At 60.5% G+C, this 17,814-nt stretch carries 15 protein-coding genes and 1 pseudogene; 5 read left to right on the plus strand and 11 right to left on the minus strand.

The window, feature by feature from the left end; translation table 11 throughout:
- Window positions 1–322: 322 nt before the first annotated feature.
- On the minus strand, window positions 323–1,327 hold the full coding sequence (locus PVZ80_RS32285) for a cyclase family protein (protein ID WP_009049886.1): 1,005 nt from the start codon (window positions 1,325–1,327) through the stop codon (window positions 323–325).
- Between the two features lie 98 nt (window positions 1,328–1,425).
- On the opposite strand from PVZ80_RS32285, the gene PVZ80_RS32290 reads away from it, so the two are divergent.
- On the plus strand, window positions 1,426–2,352 hold the full coding sequence (locus PVZ80_RS32290; RefSeq protein ID WP_009049887.1) for a LysR family transcriptional regulator: 927 nt from the start codon (window positions 1,426–1,428) through the stop codon (window positions 2,350–2,352).
- Here PVZ80_RS32290 and PVZ80_RS32295 read toward each other — a convergent pair.
- Window positions 2,325–3,245: a LysR family transcriptional regulator gene (locus PVZ80_RS32295; protein WP_028682959.1), complete on the minus strand. Its 921-nt coding sequence runs from the start codon at window positions 3,243–3,245 to the stop codon at window positions 2,325–2,327. The genes PVZ80_RS32290 and PVZ80_RS32295 overlap by 28 nt on opposite strands.
- 147 nt (window positions 3,246–3,392) lie before the next feature.
- Between PVZ80_RS32295 and PVZ80_RS32300 the strand changes: the two genes are divergently transcribed.
- Window positions 3,393–3,815 carry a DoxX family protein gene (locus PVZ80_RS32300; RefSeq protein ID WP_009049889.1) on the plus strand — a complete coding sequence of 141 codons (423 nt, stop codon included), beginning with the start codon at window positions 3,393–3,395 and terminating at the stop codon, window positions 3,813–3,815.
- 171 nt (window positions 3,816–3,986) lie between these two features.
- Here PVZ80_RS32300 and PVZ80_RS32305 read toward each other — a convergent pair whose 3' ends face one another.
- A complete protein-coding gene (locus PVZ80_RS32305) occupies window positions 3,987–4,457 on the minus strand; it encodes an Lrp/AsnC family transcriptional regulator (protein ID WP_124340483.1) in 471 nt (156 codons plus the stop codon).
- 167 nt (window positions 4,458–4,624) lie between these two features.
- Between PVZ80_RS32305 and PVZ80_RS32310 the strand changes: the two genes are divergently transcribed.
- On the plus strand, window positions 4,625–4,966 hold the full coding sequence (locus tag PVZ80_RS32310; protein WP_273865048.1) for a hypothetical protein: 342 nt from the start codon (window positions 4,625–4,627) through the stop codon (window positions 4,964–4,966).
- Between the two features lie 31 nt (window positions 4,967–4,997).
- Window positions 4,998–6,158, plus strand: a complete 1,161-nt coding sequence (locus PVZ80_RS32315) for an MFS transporter (protein ID WP_009049892.1) — start codon at window positions 4,998–5,000, stop codon at window positions 6,156–6,158.
- Between the two features lie 410 nt (window positions 6,159–6,568).
- On the opposite strand, the gene PVZ80_RS32320 is transcribed toward PVZ80_RS32315, so the two are convergent.
- From PVZ80_RS32320 to PVZ80_RS32340, 5 genes and pseudogenes are all read right to left on the minus strand, one after another.
- Window positions 6,569–9,016, minus strand: coding sequence for a TonB-dependent siderophore receptor (locus PVZ80_RS32320; protein ID WP_273865049.1), 2,448 nt, complete (start codon window positions 9,014–9,016; stop codon window positions 6,569–6,571).
- A 96-nt stretch (window positions 9,017–9,112) separates the two neighbouring features.
- Window positions 9,113–10,096, minus strand: a complete 984-nt coding sequence (locus tag PVZ80_RS32325; RefSeq protein WP_273865050.1) for a FecR family protein — start codon at window positions 10,094–10,096, stop codon at window positions 9,113–9,115.
- Window positions 10,097–10,139: 43 nt separating this feature from the next.
- Window positions 10,140–10,637: a sigma-70 family RNA polymerase sigma factor gene (locus tag PVZ80_RS32330; protein WP_162095724.1), complete on the minus strand. Its 498-nt coding sequence runs from the start codon at window positions 10,635–10,637 to the stop codon at window positions 10,140–10,142.
- A 304-nt stretch (window positions 10,638–10,941) separates the two neighbouring features.
- Window positions 10,942–11,220 carry a hypothetical protein gene (locus PVZ80_RS32335; protein ID WP_198919132.1) on the minus strand — a complete coding sequence of 93 codons (279 nt, stop codon included), beginning with the start codon at window positions 11,218–11,220 and terminating at the stop codon, window positions 10,942–10,944.
- Window positions 11,221–14,060, minus strand: a pseudogene (locus PVZ80_RS32340) (DUF637 domain-containing protein); the annotation flags it as partial.
- Window positions 14,061–14,377: 317 nt separating this feature from the next.
- On the opposite strand from PVZ80_RS32340, the gene PVZ80_RS32345 reads away from it, so the two are divergent.
- Window positions 14,378–14,650 (plus strand): hypothetical protein, encoded by a 273-nt coding sequence (locus PVZ80_RS32345; RefSeq protein WP_101282870.1) that lies wholly within the window; start codon window positions 14,378–14,380, stop codon window positions 14,648–14,650.
- A gap of 81 nt (window positions 14,651–14,731) precedes the next feature.
- Here PVZ80_RS32345 and PVZ80_RS32350 read toward each other — a convergent pair whose 3' ends face one another.
- The 3 genes from PVZ80_RS32350 to PVZ80_RS32360 all read right to left on the minus strand — a co-directional run.
- Complete coding sequence (locus PVZ80_RS32350; protein WP_232788589.1) at window positions 14,732–15,082, minus strand: hypothetical protein; 351 nt, start codon at window positions 15,080–15,082, stop codon at window positions 14,732–14,734.
- 246 nt (window positions 15,083–15,328) lie between these two features.
- Window positions 15,329–15,658, minus strand: a complete 330-nt coding sequence (locus tag PVZ80_RS32355; protein ID WP_016701976.1) for a hypothetical protein — start codon at window positions 15,656–15,658, stop codon at window positions 15,329–15,331.
- Window positions 15,655–17,814 (minus strand): DUF637 domain-containing protein (locus tag PVZ80_RS32360; protein ID WP_273865051.1); only part of this gene is annotated, 2,160 nt, incomplete at its 5' end. The genes PVZ80_RS32355 and PVZ80_RS32360, both read right to left, overlap by 4 nt.

Consider the following 17,814-nt stretch of genomic DNA (forward strand, 5'->3'; position numbering starts at 1 on the left):
TCCCTGTAGCCGCTGCCGAGCCCGCGAGGCTGCGATAGACCCGCAGGGTCTCCAGCGCCCGCAAGCTCCCCGCGAGCGTGCCGCTCGATCGCAGCCTGCGGCAGCGGCTACACAAACATCGGGCCCGGCCGGAATATCGAGGGCGTCACCGTTCCCTGTAGCCGCTGCCGAGCCCCGCGAGGCTGCGATAGACCCGCAGGGTCTCGGCGCCCGCAAGATCCCTGCGAGCGTGCCGCTCGATCGCAGCCTGCGGCAGCGGCTACACAAACATCGGGCCCGGCCGGAATCCTGCGGCAGCGGCTACAGGTCACGCGGTAAGCGCCTAGCGAATCGGCAAGGCAATCGGCCGAATCGGTGCGGCATCGGCACCACGGAACTTCAACGACGCACCGATAAAGGCGAATTGGTACACCCGGTCCCGCGACAGGCCTTCGAGGTTGACCAGCTCCAGGATCGGCGCGCCCTGCATCGCTAGCAGGTAGGTGTGCAACGGCAGGTAGTTGCCTTCCACCTCCGACGGGAAGGTCTCGAAACTCAGGTTATCGGCGCCCACCACCATGGCGCCGCCCTCTTCCACCAGGAACTTCGCCGCGTCCAGGCTCATGCCCGGCGGGTTGGCCATATAGGCCTGGGCCTTTTCATAGTCACGCATGCGCCCGGTGCGGATCAGCACCACGTCGCCCTTTTCCAGGCTGACCTTCTGCGCCTTCAGCGCCTGTTGCAGGTCGGCGCGGGTCACCCGGTAATTGTCCGCCAGCATGTCCACGCCCTTGGCCGCGGCGACGTCGATCAGCACCCCACGGGCGACGATCGGCGGCAGTTTTTCCGCACCGGTAACGTTCCAGCCACGGTCGCCCAGGTGCTGGTCGGCGCGAAAGCCGTTCCAGATCTTGCCGTCCAGGCCGAAGTGGTTGAGCGCATCGATATGGGTGCCCATATGGGCGTACATCGACACCGCCGAGCCGGTATAGCTGACATGCCGGTTCATCGGCTCGCCGACCTGCATCGGGTCGGCGATCACGTTGCCGTGCGGGGTGTGGGTCATCCACATCTGGTAAGGCGGATCGCCCGCCGCCTGCCAGCTGGGCATGCCGACGTAATATTCGACCGCCAGGTCGTAGGCCTGGCTGCCGCTGACCCGGGCCATGATCGCCGCCCGCGACTGCTCGGTGATCAGGTTCAGGCGACCGATCTCATCCTTCGGCCCCCAGGGGCTGACGCCGACCTCGGCCTGGGGCGCGGCGCTGCACTGTGCACTGAACAGGGCACTGAACAATGACAAGGCGGCCAGGCCGGGGATGACACGCAACAAACGGGAAACAGTCATGACGACACTCCTGTGAAATGAAGTGTCCATGGTATGGATTAACAATTGGGCGATAATCAGCCGTTTCGTTAAGACATATTCAACCCAGGAGAAACAATATGGATGTGCTGGCAGCCATGCGCACCTTTCGCCGAGTGGTGGAGCGCGCCAGCTTCAGCCTGGCGGCCAACGACCTGGGGCAATCCACCGCCGCCGTCAGCAAGCAGGTGCGCCAGCTGGAAGAACACCTGGGCAGCCTGTTGCTGTTGCGCACCACCCGCCGCATGAGCCTGTCGGACGCCGGCCAGGCCTACTTCAGCGAGTGCTGCCACCTGCTCGACGAACTGGCGGCCCTGGAATGCGCGACCCGCGCCGGCACCCGCGAGCCCGGCGGCCGCCTGCGGGTCAACGCGCCGCTGTCGTTCGGCCTCAAGGTGCTGTCGCCGATCCTCGCCGACTTCATGCGGCGCTATCCGCAATTTCGCATCGACCTGACCCTCGACGACCGCCTGCTGGATGTGGTGAGCGAAGGTTTCGACGTGTCGCTGCGGATTCGCCGGCAGTTGACCGACTCGTCACTGATCGCCCGGCGCCTGGGGGAAATCGAGCAGGTGATCTGCGCCGCCCCGGCCTACCTGCAGGCCAATGGCAGCCCGCAGACCGTCGATGAACTACGCGACCACAGCTGCCTGGCCTATCGCCTGGCCGAGCACCCCGGCCACTGGCAGCTGGAAGGCCCGCAAGGCAGCAGTCGCCTGGAACTGCCGGTGCGTTTTGCCGTGGACAACAGCCTGATGCTCAGCGACATGCTCCAGGCCGGGCTGGGCATTGGCGCCCTACCCTCGTTCATCGCCCAGCCGCTGCTCGACAGCGGCCAGTTGCAGCGAGTCCTGCCCAGTCATTCCATGCCGCGCCGGACCATCTACGCGGTGTACGCCAGCAACCGCCATGTGTCGCAGAAGATCCGCTTCTTCGTCGACTTCCTGGCCCAGGCCCTCGGCCCACTCCAGGAGGCCGATCAGGCCGCGCCCGAGCCGGCGGACTGAACCTGGGCCGCCAGCCAATCGATCAGCCAGGACGCCGCCGGCCCCGGTGGCGTGTCGAGGCGGTAGATGGCGTCGAAGCCGTAAGGCAGGCCCTGGTTCCCCGGCAGATTGAGTTGCACCAGGCGCCCGCTGGCCAGGTCTTCCTCGACCATTGGCGCCGGCATGTTGCCCCAGCCGATGCCTTCGCGCAGCAGCATGTGCTTGGAGCCCAGGTCCGCCAGGCGCCAACTGCGGGTGCCGACCACGCCGAAGTCCTGGTTGCGCGTCAGCTCGGAACGGTCCGACAGCACCAGCTGCACATGCTCGCGGCCGGCCCCCGGCAGGTTGACCGATGCTTGCGCCAACGGATGCTCCGGGGCGGCCACCGGAATCAGCTGGACAAACCCCACCTGCACCCGTTCAAGACCGGGAATATCGCGGTGCACCATGCCGCAGACGCCCACCGCGGCGCGCCCCGCCAGCACCATCTCGGCCACCGCGCCCAGGGCCTCCATATGCAGGTGCAACTGCACCGTGGGGAATTCGCGGCGGAAGTTTTTCAGCGCATCGACGATGCGCGCCGCCGGGAACATCACGTCGATCACCAGGTGAATCTCTGCTTCCAGCCCCTGCAACAGCCCCTTGACCTTGGCCCGCAGGCCGTCGATGCCGTTGTAGATGCTCCGCGCCTCGGCCAGCACCGTGCGCCCGGCCTCGGTGAGCTGGGGTTTGCGGGTGGTCTTGCGGTCGAACAGCGTGACCCCCAGTTGCAGCTCCAGGTTGGCCATGGAATAGCTGATCACCGAGGTGGCGCGATGCAGCTTGCGCGCCGCGCCGGCAAAGCTGCCGACTTCGACGATGGTCAGGAAGATGCGCAATTGATCGAGGGTGGGCGTGCCGGGGTTGCTGGACATGGTGCTGCTCTCGTAAAGGCTGTGTTCTAAAAAATCGAACCTGATACTCGAAATTATTCGGCTATTGCGTTCATAAAGCCAGTGGCAAACTTCTCTCCATCGCGGCACACCAAGGTGGTGAGGCCGAACCCACTGAGAGAATCCAACATGTCCACACTGACCAACAGCCTGTCCGCCACCTCGAACACTAACGCCAGCATCAGCCTGATCGGGCGCGTCCTGCTCAGCGCCATCTTCATCCTGTCCGGCTTCTCGAAAATCGCCGCGCCGGCCGCCATGGTCGGTTACATCCAATCGGTCGGCCTGCCCTTCCCGCAACTGGCCCTGGGCATCGCCATCGCCGTGGAGCTGGGTGGCGGCCTGTTGCTGATCGCCGGCTACCGCACCCGCCTGGTGGCCCTGGGCCTGGCCGTGTTCAGCGTGGCCACCGCCCTGGCCTTCCACAACAACCTGGGCGACCAGAACCAGTTCATCCACTTCTTCAAGAACATCGCCATGGCCGGCGGCCTGCTGCAAGTGGTGGCCTTCGGCGCCGGTCGCTTCAGCCTGGATGCCCGTCGCCAGGGTTGATCGGCCTGCCCCACGACCACGCGGCGCCCAAGGGTGCCGCGTGGTCGTTTTGGTTGCTGTCCACCTGTAGGAGCGAGCTTGCTCGCGATAAAAATCCCGCATACGCCGCCGTGTCTTTCAGCCTGGCGGCTGATCGCGAGCAAGCTCGCTCCTACAGGGGATCAAGGTGTTTCAAGGGGCGGTCGGCACATCCAGCCCGACCTTGACCCGGCTCATGGCCACCAGGGTCTTGAAGCGCTTGACGTTGTTGTTCTCGAAGAACAGCTCGCGGGTCAGTTCGTTGTACTGGGCCATGTTGCGCACGGTGAAGATCAGCACGAAATCGCACTCCCCCGCCACGTAGTAGCACTGCTGCACCTGCGGGCAGGCCTGGAAGCTGCGCTTGAGCGCATCGAGCTGATCGATGCGTTCGCTCTCCACCTCCACCTCGACAATGATGCTCAGCTCATAACCCAGGGCCTCGGGGGCGATGACCGCGCTGTAGCGCTCGATCACCCCTTCATCGCTCAGGCGCTTGAGACGCCGGTTGACCGCCGCGGTGGACAGGTTCACCCGCAACCCCAGCTCGCTTTGCGGGGTGCGCGCATCGCGTTGCAGTTCGGCGAGCAGTTTCAGGTCGTAGGCATCCAGGCTGACGGTCATGCGGGCAATCCATGGGCGGGCTATCGGTGGTGGGCAATCGGTGGCGGACAATCATGAAATGAAATTGTGCAAAGGCTGGCGATTATGCGAAACAAATTCGCCAGCCACGCAATATTATTTCCAGGGCTGCGAGCCGGGGCCAGGCCAGTGGCACGCTGGACTCGACGATGGCGGGCCCGGCCTGGCGCTTCCTGCAACCTTCGAACGATTGCCTGGTCACACTCCCCGACGCGCTCGCCGCCGGCGCCATGTGCCAGCTGGCCACCGGCAGCGCCCGGGACACTCCCCTGCCGGCCGGCGAATCCGGCGCCGCGGGCCTCGCGGGACCGGGCCTGATGTGCAAGGATGGCGCGCGGCGCAAAGTCGCGCACCTCGACGCCCGTTCGCGCGTCCTGCTTATCCACACCGAAGGCGCCATGTCGCCGGCGGTGTATCAACAACTGGTCGGTGAAACGGCAGACTCGGTCCTCCAGCGGCAGCAGCAATGGCGCCAAGCGCCCATTGCCTGACAGGCGCCCGGGGTGACCGCCAAGGATTTTTATGACAGCCCTCAACACCCACACCTCACAGCAACAGATCAGCCCCGGCCGCCTGGAACAGATGGCCACCCGCATCGCCTTTTTCATCGCCGGTTTCGGCATCGCCGCCTGGGCGCCGCTGGTGCCCTACGCCAAGGCCCGGGCCGGGCTCGATGAAGGCACATTGGGCCTGTTGCTGCTGTGCCTGGGGGTCGGTTCGATCCTGGCGATGCCGATCGCCGGGGTGCTTGCCGGGCGCTTCGGTTGCCGGCGGGTGATGGCCGCCGGCAGCCTGCTGATCTGCCTGGCCCTGCCGCTGCTGGCCACGGTGAGCACGGTGCCGCTGCTGATCGCCGGGCTGTTCATGTTCGGCGCCGGGCTGGGCACGGTGGATTCCACGGTGAACCTGCAGGCGGTGATCGTCGAACGGGCCAGCGGCCGGCCGATGATGTCGGGCTTCCATGGTCTGTTCAGCCTCGGCGGCATCGTCGGCGCGGCCGGGGTCAGCGCCATGCTCGGCCTGGGCCTGTCGCCGCTGGGTGCGACCCTGGTGGTGGTGGCCTTGCTGGTCGTCGCCCTGCTCAAGGCGGCACCACACATGTTGCCGTACGGCAGCCAGAGTTCGGGCCCGGCCTTTGCCGTGCCCCACGGTGTGGTGCTGTTCATTGGCTGCCTGTGCTTCGTGGTGTTCCTCGCCGAAGGCGCGGTGCTGGACTGGAGCGCGGTGTTCCTCAGCGCCGAGCGCCAGGTGGATGCCGCCTATGCCGGCCTGGGTTACGCGGCCTTCGCCCTGACCATGACCGTCGGCCGCCTGACTGGCGATGCCATCGTGCACAAGCTGGGGGCCAGGCGAGTGATCGTCATGGGCGGTTCGGTGGCCGCCGCGGGCTTGCTGCTGGCGACCCTGGCACCGGCCTGGGAAGCGGCGCTGGTGGGCTATGCGCTGGTGGGGGTCGGCTGCTCGAACATCGTGCCGGTGCTCTACACCGCGGTGGGCAAACAGACCGTGATGCCCGAAGCCATCGCCGTGCCGGCCATCACCACCCTGGGTTACGCCGGCATCCTCGCCGGCCCGGCGCTGATCGGCTTTATCGCCCACGGCAGCAGCCTGAGCATCGCCTTCGGCTTGATCGCGGTGATGCTGATCGGTGTGGCGGCCAGCGGGAAAGTGTTGAAGGTTTGAACCCTTTCGCGGGCAAGCCTCGCTCCTACAGACACACGTCNGGCTTGCCCGCGATACGCTCGTCCAGCCAACGACCCTGTTGTGTTTTCGAGATCGCAGGAAGGCCCTGCGGGCCTTTGCGCAGCCTGCGGCAGCGGCTACAGGGATTTGCGCCGGGCATAAAGAATCGCGGGCAAACCTCGCTTCTGCAGGAGTGGCCGGTCGACGCTCGATTGCCCGCGATACGCCCGTCCAGCCAACGCTGCACGCCCAGGCACCCTGTTGTGTTTTCAAGATCGCTGGAAGGCCCTGCGGGCCTTTGCGCAGCCTGCGGCAGCGGCTACAGGGATTTGCGCCAGGCATAAAAAATCGCGGGCAAACCTCGCTTCTGTAGGAGCGAGGCTTGCCCGCGATGGGCGTGACGCGGTCTATCAGAAGCCGACGCTGGCCTGGACGAAGAAGGTCCGTGGCGCGCCGACGTAGATGCCGGAGTTGTTGTCGCTGGAGCGGGTGAAGTACTGCTTGTCGAAGAGGTTCTTCACCCCGGCGCCGAGCTTGAGGTTCGATAGCTGCGAACCGAAGTCATAGCCGCCACGCACGTTCCAGGTCACGTAGCCTGGCATGTCGCCGTACTGGCCGTCGGCGCTGCCTTCGGTGATGTAGTTGTCGTTGAAGCTGCCGTCGGCGTTGACCATGTTGCCCGGCGAGCGCTGCTTGGACTGGGCGAAGGCATCGATGTTGTAGGTCCAGCGGTTGATGTCGTAACGCAAGCCGAGCGTCGCCACCTGGCGCGAGTAGAACGGCAGGTCACGCCCCATGAACGCCGAACTGCCGCCTTCATAGGTCGCGCGGGTGTAGGTGAAACCGGCGTTGGCGGTCAGGCCGTCGAGGCGTGGGTCCAGCGCGGCCAGGTCGTAGTGCACCGACGCCTCGATCCCCTGGTGCTTGGTCGCACCGAGGTTGGTCCAGCCGACATCGTTGCTGATGTATTGCAGCTCGTCCGAGAAGTCGATGTAGAACGCCGTCAACTCACCACCCCACACTTCATCGTTGTAGCGCGTACCGATCTCGTAGGTCTTGGCCTTCTCCGGGTTCAGGCCGTTGGCGGTCTGGTCGCCCACCCCGCCCTGGCCCAGCTGGAAGTACTGCAGGCTGCCGAACGAGGTCTCGTAGTTGGCGAACAGCTTCCACGCATCGGAGAGGTGGTACATCACACTCAGTGCCGGCAGCGGCTCGTTGCTGTTGATCTCGCGGCGCTTCTCCTGCACCGGCACGCCATTGGTGCCGGCTACCGGCCGATCGTGCCATTCGGTGCGGATGTTCTCGAAGCGGATACCCGGGGTGATGGTCCAGTTGCCGACGTCGATCTTGTCGTCGATGTAGAAGGCCGTGGCCTCGGTGCCGCCGGTGCGGTCCTGGTACACATGGCCGTCGGAGCCCGGGCGCACCACCGGCTGGTTGTTGACCAGGGCCAGGCGGCTGGCCTGTTCGTGCATGCCTTCTTTCAGGTAGCGCATGCCGACGCTGGCTTCCTGGGTGGTCGGGCCGAGGTCGAACACATGGGACACCCGCGGCTCGATGCCGAAGGTGTAGTAGGTGCGCGGATAGGACACCAGAGTCTTCTGGTCGCGGGCGGCGATGGTGCTGCCACGGAAGCTGTCGGAGTAGTAGGTCAGCACTTCGAACTGGGTGCGGTCGTCGATCTGGCGCAGGTACTTGAACGACACATCCTTGCGCCGGCCGCTGAAGTTGTCCCAGTCGCGGTCCGACTGGTAGGGGTCGGCGTCGTACTGCTTCTGGGTCAGGCCGCCGGGCATGTCGGCCTTGGCGTCGTAGTAGTGGAAGTTGAGGCTGAAATCGTCCTGGTCGGTGGGCGCCCAATGGGTCTTGAGGATCACGTCGTCGATGTCGTTGCCGTTGTTGCTGGCGCGATAGCCGTTGCCGTTGACCCCGGAGTACAGCAGCGCGGCGCCGATGCCGTTGTCCGCGGTGCCGCCGAGGAACGCCGTGTCGATATGCTTCCAGCCACCGCGCTGGGAGGTTTCCAGGGTGCTGCCGATTTCCCCGGTGGCCTTTTCCGGAATCGCCCGGGTCACGAAGTTGATCACCCCGCCGACGTTCTGCGGCCCATAGCGCACGGAACCGGCGCCGCGCACCACGTCGATGCTGTCGAGGTTGCCCGAGGAGATCGGCGCCATCGACAACTGTGGCTGGCCATAAGGCGCAAAGGCCGCCGGCACGCCGTCGATCAGCACCGTGGAGCGTGGCGACAGGCGCGACGTCAGGCCGCGCACGCCAACGTTGAGGGAAATATCGCTACCGCCGGTGCCGTTGGCGTCCTGCACCTGCACGCCCGGGACCCGACGCAGCACGTCGCCGACGTTCATCGCGCCCTGCTCGAGCATGGCTTCACGGCGGATCACCGTGCGCGCGCCCGGGTGGTTCTGCACCACTGCTTCGTTGGCGTCGCCCAGCCAGTCACCCACCACGCTGATGCTGGTGGCACCCAGTTCCAAAGGGCCGTCACCCGCCGCCGACGGCGCCGGGCTGAGGGTCACCGAGCCGCCGTCGATCTGGTATTGCAGGCCGCTGCCTTGCAGCAACTGGCGCAGCGCCTGCTCCGGCGACAGGTTGCCGTCCACCGCCGGGGCCTGCTTGCCGGCCACCAACTCAGGGCTGAAAAACACCTGCAGCGAGGTTTGCAGCCCCAGCTGGCTCAGGGCCTGGCCCAACGGCTGGGCCTGGATATGGATGGCGCTCGGCGCCTGCTCGGCATGGGCCTGGGGCAGCGCGGCACTGACCGCCAGGGCCAGGGCCAGCGGCAGCCAGCGGGTAGAGGGCGAGCAAGGATTGTTGTTATTCAGGTCGAGGCGTTTCAAGTTCGAGCAGTCCTGTTGATCGCAAGAAGATGCGTCTGTTAATGCAAACCAGTTGCAGTTGGACAAGAAGACGAAGAACTCGAAAAAAACCTGAATCTATCGCGCAATTATTTCCTGGCTACCGTCGGCATGGGTCTTCACCGCCACCGGCAGGATGCTCGGCAAGGCCTTGAGCAGCGCATCGGTGTCGTCGGCCTTGAACACGCTGGTCAGGCGCAGCCTGCCCACCGCCTCGCTGCCGACCCGCAGCGGCTGCTCACGATAACGCGACACCTCGGCGGCCACTTCGCTGAGGCTGGCGTTGTTGAACACCAGCTTGCCACTGCGCCAGGCGGTCAGCGCCTGGGGATCGACCGCATAGGCCGCGGCCACTTTGCCCTGGGCATCGACCGCGGTGCCCAGGCCCGCGGTCAGGTTGACGAAGTCGCTGTCCGCGGCATCCCGCCCCTGCACTTTCACTGTGCCCTGCTCCACCGCCACCCGGGTCTGGCTGGCGTCGCGGCGCACATCGAAACGGGTGCCGGTGACCGTGACCTTGCCGGCCCCGGCCGCCACCACAAAGGGCCGGCTGCTGTCGTGCTCGACACTGAACATCGCCTCGCCTTCGCTCAACTCGACGCTGCGCTGGCCTTGTTCATAACGCACCAGCAAGCGACTGCGGCTGTTCAGGTCCACCTGGGAACCGTCGGGCAAGGCCACATGGCGGCGCTCGCCCAGGGCCGTGGCGAACTCGGCGCTGTACCCGGCTGGCCGGTTCAGGCCGCTGAACAGCCCCAGCCCGACGGCCACCGCCAGCACACTGGCCGCCACCGCGTAACGCAGCAGCGGCCGGCGCTTGATGGTCGGGTTCGGGGTTTCGCATAGCGCCTGCAAACGCGCCTTGGGCACCAGGTCGGTGGCCGCCCACAAGGTGTGCAGCAGCTGGAATTCATCTTGATGCGCGTCGTGCTCCGCCAGCCAGGCGTCGAAACGCTGCCGCTCCTCGGCACTGATCGCCGGTTCTTGCAGGCGCACAAACCACAGCGCCGCCTCATCGCGAACCGTCGCCTGCCCGCACGCGCACTCCCGAGTCTGCGTCATGGAACATCCTGTTGGGCTGGGGGTGAAAAAGGCATGGCACTCATCACTGCGGCCCGTCCACGCGCTCGCGCAGGTGCCGCAGGGTGCGGATCATATACTTTTCCACCATGTTTTTTGACAGCCCCAGGCGCTGGGCAATCTCGGCCTGGGTCAGCCCTTCGATCTTCTGCCAGACGAACACCTTGCGGCAGTTCAACGGCAACTCGCCAAGGGCCCGTTCGATGGAGTCAGCCAGCTGGATCGCATGCATGAAATGCTCCGGGTCGCCGCTGGGCGACGCGCCTTGATACCCCGCCTCCAACTCCATGGCGCCGCGCCGATCCTCGCGACGATAAGCATCCACCGCAATATTGCGCGCCGTCTGATGCAGATACGCCCGCGGCTGCTGCACCGCCGCCGCATCCGACTCCAGCACCCGGACAAAGGTGTCATGGGCCAGGTCCTCCGCCTGCGAACGGCTCTTCAACCGACGCGTCCAGGTACCGATCAACTCTTCGTAGTGCTCGAAAAAGCCTGGTCGGCGAGGCGGCTTGGGGGTCATTGCAGTGTGCTGAGGGGTGGGGAGGCGTGAATAGTAATGCTTCTTATTAAAGGCGGCAATTGGTTCGAACGAGCGATTCTTGTGTCGTATAGCTACAAAGCCAGGAACGATTCAATGTTGCCGTAAACCTTATCAGGGCAATTTACAACTAATCCGCCCCCATTCCGCTAGTTATATACCTCCATTCGTTCACAGGCCCGCAGTCAGGCCAAACAACTTGACTCTTATCAATCCCACTCCAGTAGTTGCAATATTATCACTAGCCGCACAACAGTTACTCTCACTGATTAAAAAATTGCCACACTTAAAAAAGAAAGAAAACAATTATATATACGAATAGTGCAAAAGCCGCAAGACTGCCTCTAAGAACTGGATCTGCATCAGGGCCCATTCCTCCTGGGCCTATAGTCACCCGCCCACCTCGCAAGTAATTATAAACGGCCTGACCAAACCACAACTGTGCCAATACCATTGAGAAGAATCGATGCCAACTACCATCGAATCTTATAACCCCTCCAACAACGGCAACAACCAGCAAGACAAAACCGATAACATGACTATATGGCTTCAATATTTTCAACATTCACTTCCCCTTAAAAATCTCTGCCGCTTTCTCAGTGATAGAGTCCCAGACCCCTACCGCACCCAACCCATTCGAAAGTTGACTTGCAACTGTTTCTGAAATACCGCTTGCAACCGCAAACTTCTCAAAAGAAGCGCTTATGGCACTACTTCCCAAACTGGACGGCACATCATCTTTCAAATAAGCAGATAAGATGGATGCTGCAGTCGAGCCATTGGATAAAAGAGCAGCAGCAGTGCCATTTGCCGGTATGGCGGCCACCCCCATGAACCAACCCACATCATTAATTGCTTTAGCGTCTGCGGCTTTAAGCCACTTCAGAGTTCCCGCATCGGTAAAATCAATATTTGCACCACTTGCTAAACACTCAGAGTTTCCGCATGGAAGATACCTAGGTATATAAGCAACTCCATCTATCGCAACCGGGACCCGGTACCCCCCCTTATCATCCATTGGGTAACCAGTTAAGCGGTCTCTTAGGCCAGGACCACTTGGTGCTTGGGTCCAGCCAGGCTGATCATTGATAGATCCAAAACCGATTTGAGCCGTAAGCGTCCAAGAGTACGCACTAGTATTATCTTTAATAAAAGCAATTATATCTTTATCCGCAGGTGCAAAATTTTGCACATATTGGCCATTCCCTAAGGAGATCCAATTCCCTCCCGTATCGTACCTTCCAATCCCACTAGCCACGATATCAGTCCCTGCAACAATATCTGTACCATTAACAGAGGACAATCTGAGTTGGGCCTCGATTTGTTCAACCGTATATTTATTTCCACTCGCTGCCGCTAGACGCTTAGCTAGCTCTTTATCATCAGGATGCAACTGACGATTGTACTGGCTCGCATTTTTCGCAATCCAAGCCCCTTTCTCTATCTGGGCTGCATCAGCATCTTTCTGTCCCGCAGCCGCCAGTACCCCAACGATCTGCGAACTCATTGTCAGCAGATTGCCATTCCCCTTAACCAGCTTGTCTAACTGCACCACTAATGCTTCGTTGGCGCCAGCAGCCAAAGCCCCAGTTTTGAAATTACCTCCGGTCGCCTCAGCGAGCAATCCACCCACCATCGCATGGATAGCGATCTTGGGCAGGGAACCGTCAGCGACAATCCCTTTAGTGTAATCACCCACCGCATTGAAACTCGCAGCAGCCAAAGTGTTAAACAAGACATTCTTCAAGGCGTCACTGGCGCTGCCGCCTTGACCCAATGCCTTGTTCAGCAGCATCGAAGTGCCGCTCTGCAGGCTCTGGCTGGCCGCGAACTGTCCGACACCTTTCCATGTACTCAGAGATGGAGGTGTGATTTTGCCAGTGGCTATATTGGTCTCGGTTCCCGTCCACTCACCAAAATAAGCGGCTGTCAAACCAGCCGTGACGCCTGAAATCACATACCCCTTCATCGCATCGGAAGAGGTCGTGTCCTTAAACACAGCACCAAGGTTCCCGCGATTATTGATGGCGCTGACCGTTGCGTTTGTCGATGCGTTTGCCGCGACAGCACCTGCCACCGCTCCCACAGTCCCCCCGCCCGCCATGGCGGCAGCAGCAGGCCCGACAACCGCCGCCATCACAATCGCAATGATGATCTGCGAAGCAGGCCCCAGGCCGGAGTTGCTGTATTTGAAGGATTCGTGAATCTCCTTCACTTGCCGCCAATCCACATCGCCGCGGGCTTCAGCCTGTTTGAGCCAAGCCAGTTGTGGGTCGGCTTTCACCATCGCATCGATGCTCTGGCTGACGGTTTGCTGGTCCACCTGTTTGACGTCAATCTTCAGGCCGTCAACGGCTTTGATCACGACGTCGCCGGCAGCCAGTATCTGCGTCTGACGCAGGGTTTCACCGGTATTGCCCTTGCCTTTGGAAGACACCCAGGCCGCGTTGTTGTTGGTCTTCTCGTGACTCTCCTGATACAGGTCCTTCACCCCTTCAAAGGTGATCTCCCCACCGCTTTGCAGCGTCAGGTCATTACCGCTCTCCAGTTTCGCCGCCTGATACTTCTGGTCCCCGCCACTGACCAGGGTCAGATCACCCCCGTCTTGATTTCGCTGCCGATGTTTTTCACATCGGTCACTTCGTCACGCTGGGTTTTCTTCGACCCAAAGGAGCCCTTTTTCTTCTTGTCGTACCGCGAGTAATCGCTGTCTTGCGCCGCCAGCAGTTCGAGCTTGTCGCCAGCCACCAGGTAGGCTTCATCGCCGGCGGTGATGCGGCTGGAGATCAGCGCCATGTCCTTGCCGGCGCTGAGGTCCACATTGCCGCCGGCGCCGAGGGTCGTGGCGACCTGGCTGACGCGGTCTTCCTGGCGGGTGACTTTCTTGGTTTTTTCGTAGGAGTGCTGCTCGTCCGCCGCCGAGGACAGCGTCAGGTTCTCGGTGGCGGCCATGGCGATGTCGCGTTTGGCCTCGATCTCGCTGGCGATGGCGTTGATATCGCGGCCGGCCTTCACGGTCAGGTCGCGGCCGGCGCTGACCTCGGAGCCGACCTGGGTGATCGCGCTGCTGTAGTGGTTTTTGCCCAGCACCAGGCTCTTGCTGAGCTCGGTGGAGACGATATTGACGTCGCGTCCCGCCCCCAGGTCCGTGTCCCGCCCGCTTTGCAGCACGCCGCCGGAGTTAGTGATGTCACGACCGGCCGACAGGCTCAGGTCGTTGGCGGCTTCGATGCGCGCGGCGCTGTTGGCGTAGTCCTGGTGCGAGTAGCCCCGTACCACGCTGTCCACCGCGGTGACGCTGCGCTCGTTGAGCACATCGCCGCCGATCGCGGTCATGCTCACATCACGCCCGGCGATGATGCCGCCCGCCTTGTTGGTGATGGTGTTGCCTGCCAGCAGGTTCAGACCTTAGGAGGCGAGCCTTGCGTCTACAAGATTTGTACAAAACCCTGACTTGCTCGCTTCAGAGGTCGCGCTTATAGTCCGCCGGGTCGCCCAGATGGCGACCGGGTTTGGCGACTCGAAAACGAGTGCAGAAGCGTTTGCTTGGTTGCAGGCCTTTTTGCACCCGCAAAGCCGCTCTAATATGGCGGCTGTGCGCGGGAGACCTTCGGGTCTGCCGGTTACTCGTTTCCGGTTCGCCAACCTGCGTACAGCTGCCACCCACTCGTTTGGCGACGATTGAACGGTAGCTTCTTGAACAATCAAACGAGGCTTAACCAATGAATCGTTACATGCCCATTACGGGTCACGACTGCAACATCCCTTCTTTGTTTATAGATACCCAAGCGCCTGTCGACGTGCTTCACGACGCAGCGGCTTATCGCATACGTGCGGTGACCCAGCTGTTGGAAAACTTTATAGAACCTGAAAACAATGGAAGTAATGCGGTAGTTCTTCAGGAGCTGACGTTGATCTGCACCATTCTTTTGCGCGATGGATGTGACTTGATGGATGTAGCGGGACGAAAACTGCAAGAAAGGCTTTCGGTATAAATAGTAATGGGCGGCATTAGGCCGCCCATTACTTTCATACTTTTGCACTAATAAATCTGAGAAAAACCCCAGCCCTATTATTTACACCATGTAACCCGCAGATCTCATCTGCGTAAGCACCGCCTCATCAAATTCTTGATCAGACATACCTCTAATCGATTTAGCACTATTCCAACGCCATATCACAGGAAAGATTCGGCTATCCAAACGTTCATATTCTTCCAGAAGAATATCTACCAAAACATACTTACCTAAGTCTTGAACCACTTCCAGCATAATATTTAACACGATGCTTGGCGACTTCCCATCCAGTATTTGCGCCAACAAATGTCTATTTCCCGAAAGGAACACAAGTAGTTTTCCCGATGGCTTTAATTTCTTCGACCTTCGTGTATCCGTATTTTTAGATATCTGACCTGTCCAGGTATTCAACGCAGGATTTTCCTTTGACATCCCATTGGCAATATTCTGCAGATTAGGGAGATGACAGCGAGAGAAGCAAATAGCCCCGGCAGTGCCGGGGCTATTTACTCTTGAACTGCCGTCTTTGAAGACGCTGTTCCTTTTGCACCAACTAACCCAGCAAAATATCCTGCGTATCTACAGCTTCCCAATTAATACCTCTATCTGCTTGATCATCCACAGCAAGAGCCGACCCCTCCACTAAGCCCCAAACACTTACTCATCGATTAAAGCAAACCCAAAAAACAAGCAATATATTTTTTCATCTTCCATTTCACTTAATTCGTACCTCGCCCTATCAAACCCCGAGTTAGTTTTCGAAATTTTCAAATGCATAAACTGCGTTAACCCCCCACCAAACTCTTTAACACTCAATGAGCTAACATCGTAAAAGCAAACCTTAATTTTTTTTGAATCGTAGCTTTCCGACTCAGCCAGAGTTAACAGAAGATTATATTTTACAATACCATCTTCAGACTCAATACACATAGACTCCACACAGTTATGCCCTATAAGCAGCTCGTTAAGCTCATCTTTACCAATCATCTATTCACCCTCGTCCCTCTACCCTTTTCACCAAAACCTGGCCCATATTCATATATATGCGTATGAGGATCAGAATGATACTCATTAGGTTTCGATGGATCTCCGTACCCATGGTTCGAATAGTCTGTTCTTTTAGACATACGACCATACTCATCATATTCAATAATAGAGTTTTCCAGTTTTCCTGTCTTAGGGTTGTACTTCTCTTGAGTGACTGCTTTCGTCCCTGGCGTGGTTTGTCTTGGAACATTTTTATGCCATGCCTCATCCGGAAGCACAGGCCCTTCTTTTCGTCGAGCCCAATAAGCATATGCCTTGTTGACCTGAGCAGACCCAATTACTGGCTCAGCCCCGGCAGGCCGTGGCCCACGCATACCAGCTATGCCACCCGCCATACCTGCAATCGCACCTAATACTGGTTCCCACTGCCCGACCACATCACCAAGTTTGACCATGCTTTTGAGGGCGCGATCAGTCAGCAAGAACTTATAGTTTTCACAGGCTTGGGTCGAACAGCTCAGTTTATCAAGAACTGTCAGACCTGCTGCGATCTGCCCCATCTGGTCTTTGGCATAGACAGCACCACCTGTCTGTAGCGCCTGCTCAAAAAGCTCGTCACTCAGCTCTCCGAAACCTCGGTCTTTCCAAGCTTTTATTTGGCAACTTTCATCGCCTTTACAACTGTTCATGCTCTCAACGAAATCACGTGAATCGCTGTGGTTCAGATTGTTATATTGCGTTGCGTTCGCTGTTACTGCAGCTGCGACGGATGCATCGCCTCCCGTAACAGCCGCCGTCAACACGCCGATCAGTTGAGATGCCGCCAGCATCTTACTGACCCCTTGCTGGTACTCGAGACTGTTTTTGTCGACTCCGACCGGCAACAATTTGTCAGCCAGAAAATCCACTACGGCTTCGTTCGCGCCTGCGGCCAGGGCTCCAGTACGGAAATCCCCGCCCATCGCTTCGGCCATCAGCCCACCGAGGGCGGCGTGCATGGCCACCTTCGTCAACTTACCGTTGTCAAAGAGCGTGACATCTCCAATCTTGTTGGCCCCGATCGCCCCACCGATGCTGATCCCCGTCCCCACCGCAGACTCGAGCAGGTTGTCCTTCAAACTGCCGCCCATGATCGCGGTCTTGGCCACCGAGTCGGCAGCAACCTTGATGGCCACGCTTTGGGCACTGGCCAGGTCAAGCTTCAACTCGGTGGGGTTAAAGCCGAACTGGGAGGCAATACCCGCCGTCACACCTGCCAACACATACCCTTTGAGGCTGTCCGACGAGACCGCATCCTTGAAAGTAGCGCCTAGGTTGCCTTTGTTATTGATTGCGCTGGCCGCCGTCTGCGCAACGGCGGCCGAGAAGCTGGCGCTCGCTGCAGCCGAGGCGGCAGCTGCCACAGAAGCAGCGGTCGTAGCTGATGCACCAGCCGCGGCAGCCGCGCCGGAGGCCGTGGCACCTGCGGAAGCTCCGACGGTGGCAGCTGTAGCAGTCCCCGCCGTCAGCACCGTAACAATGATGATCACCGCCAGCATTGCCCCGGCGCCCATACCAGAGTTGCTGTACTTGAACGACTCGTGGGTTTCCTTCACCAGGCGCCAATCCACATCACCACGTTTTTCTGCGTCTTTAAGCCATGCCAGCTGTGGATCTGCCTGCACCATCGCATCGATGGTCTGGCTCACCGTCTTCTGGTCAATGTGTTTGATATCGATCTTGAGGCCATCGACTGCCTTGATCGCCAATTGTCCCTGGGCCACTAGCTCGCTCTGTCGCAGGGTTTCATCGGTGTTGCCTTTCCCCTTGGCACTGTTCCACGACAGGCTGTTGCTGCTCTTCGTATGACTCTCCTGATGCAGGTCCTTCACCCCTTCGAAGGTGATCTCCCCACCGCTGGCCAGCGTCAGGTCGCTGCCACTCTCCAGCTTCGCCGCCTGGTACTTCTGGTCTCCGCCGCTGACCAGCGTCAGATCGCCTCCAGTCGAGATCTCGCTGCCGACGTGGGTGATCTTGGTGACTTCGTCACGTTTGGTCTGCTTGCTGCCCCAACTGCCTTTTTTCTTCTTGTCGTACAGCGAGTAGTCGCTGTCTTGCGCCGCCAGCAGTTCGAGGTTGTCGCCGGCTACCAGGTAGGCTTCATCGCCGGCGGTGAT

This window comes from Pseudomonas sp. B3G-3 (assembly GCF_028640915.1).
GTDB lineage: Bacteria > Pseudomonadota > Gammaproteobacteria > Pseudomonadales > Pseudomonadaceae > Aquipseudomonas > Aquipseudomonas chlororaphis_I.

Coding starts and splice junctions, on each gene's coding strand:
- PVZ80_RS32285 (WP_009049886.1), bottom strand. CDS start 1,327: ATGACTGTTTCCCGTTTGTTGCGTGTCATCCCCGGCCTGGCCGCCTTG.
- PVZ80_RS32290 (WP_009049887.1), top strand. CDS start 1,426: ATGGATGTGCTGGCAGCCATGCGCACCTTTCGCCGAGTGGTGGAGCGC.
- PVZ80_RS32295 (WP_028682959.1), bottom strand. CDS start 3,245: ATGTCCAGCAACCCCGGCACGCCCACCCTCGATCAATTGCGCATCTTC.
- PVZ80_RS32300 (WP_009049889.1), top strand. CDS start 3,393: ATGTCCACACTGACCAACAGCCTGTCCGCCACCTCGAACACTAACGCC.
- PVZ80_RS32305 (WP_124340483.1), bottom strand. CDS start 4,457: ATGACCGTCAGCCTGGATGCCTACGACCTGAAACTGCTCGCCGAACTG.
- PVZ80_RS32310 (WP_273865048.1), top strand. CDS start 4,625: ATGGCGGGCCCGGCCTGGCGCTTCCTGCAACCTTCGAACGATTGCCTG.
- PVZ80_RS32315 (WP_009049892.1), top strand. CDS start 4,998: ATGACAGCCCTCAACACCCACACCTCACAGCAACAGATCAGCCCCGGC.
- PVZ80_RS32325 (WP_273865050.1), bottom strand. CDS start 10,096: ATGACGCAGACTCGGGAGTGCGCGTGCGGGCAGGCGACGGTTCGCGAT.
- PVZ80_RS32330 (WP_162095724.1), bottom strand. CDS start 10,637: ATGACCCCCAAGCCGCCTCGCCGACCAGGCTTTTTCGAGCACTACGAA.
- PVZ80_RS32335 (WP_198919132.1), bottom strand. CDS start 11,220: ATGTTGAAAATATTGAAGCCATATAGTCATGTTATCGGTTTTGTCTTG.
- PVZ80_RS32345 (WP_101282870.1), top strand. CDS start 14,378: ATGAATCGTTACATGCCCATTACGGGTCACGACTGCAACATCCCTTCT.
- PVZ80_RS32355 (WP_016701976.1), bottom strand. CDS start 15,658: ATGATTGGTAAAGATGAGCTTAACGAGCTGCTTATAGGGCATAACTGT.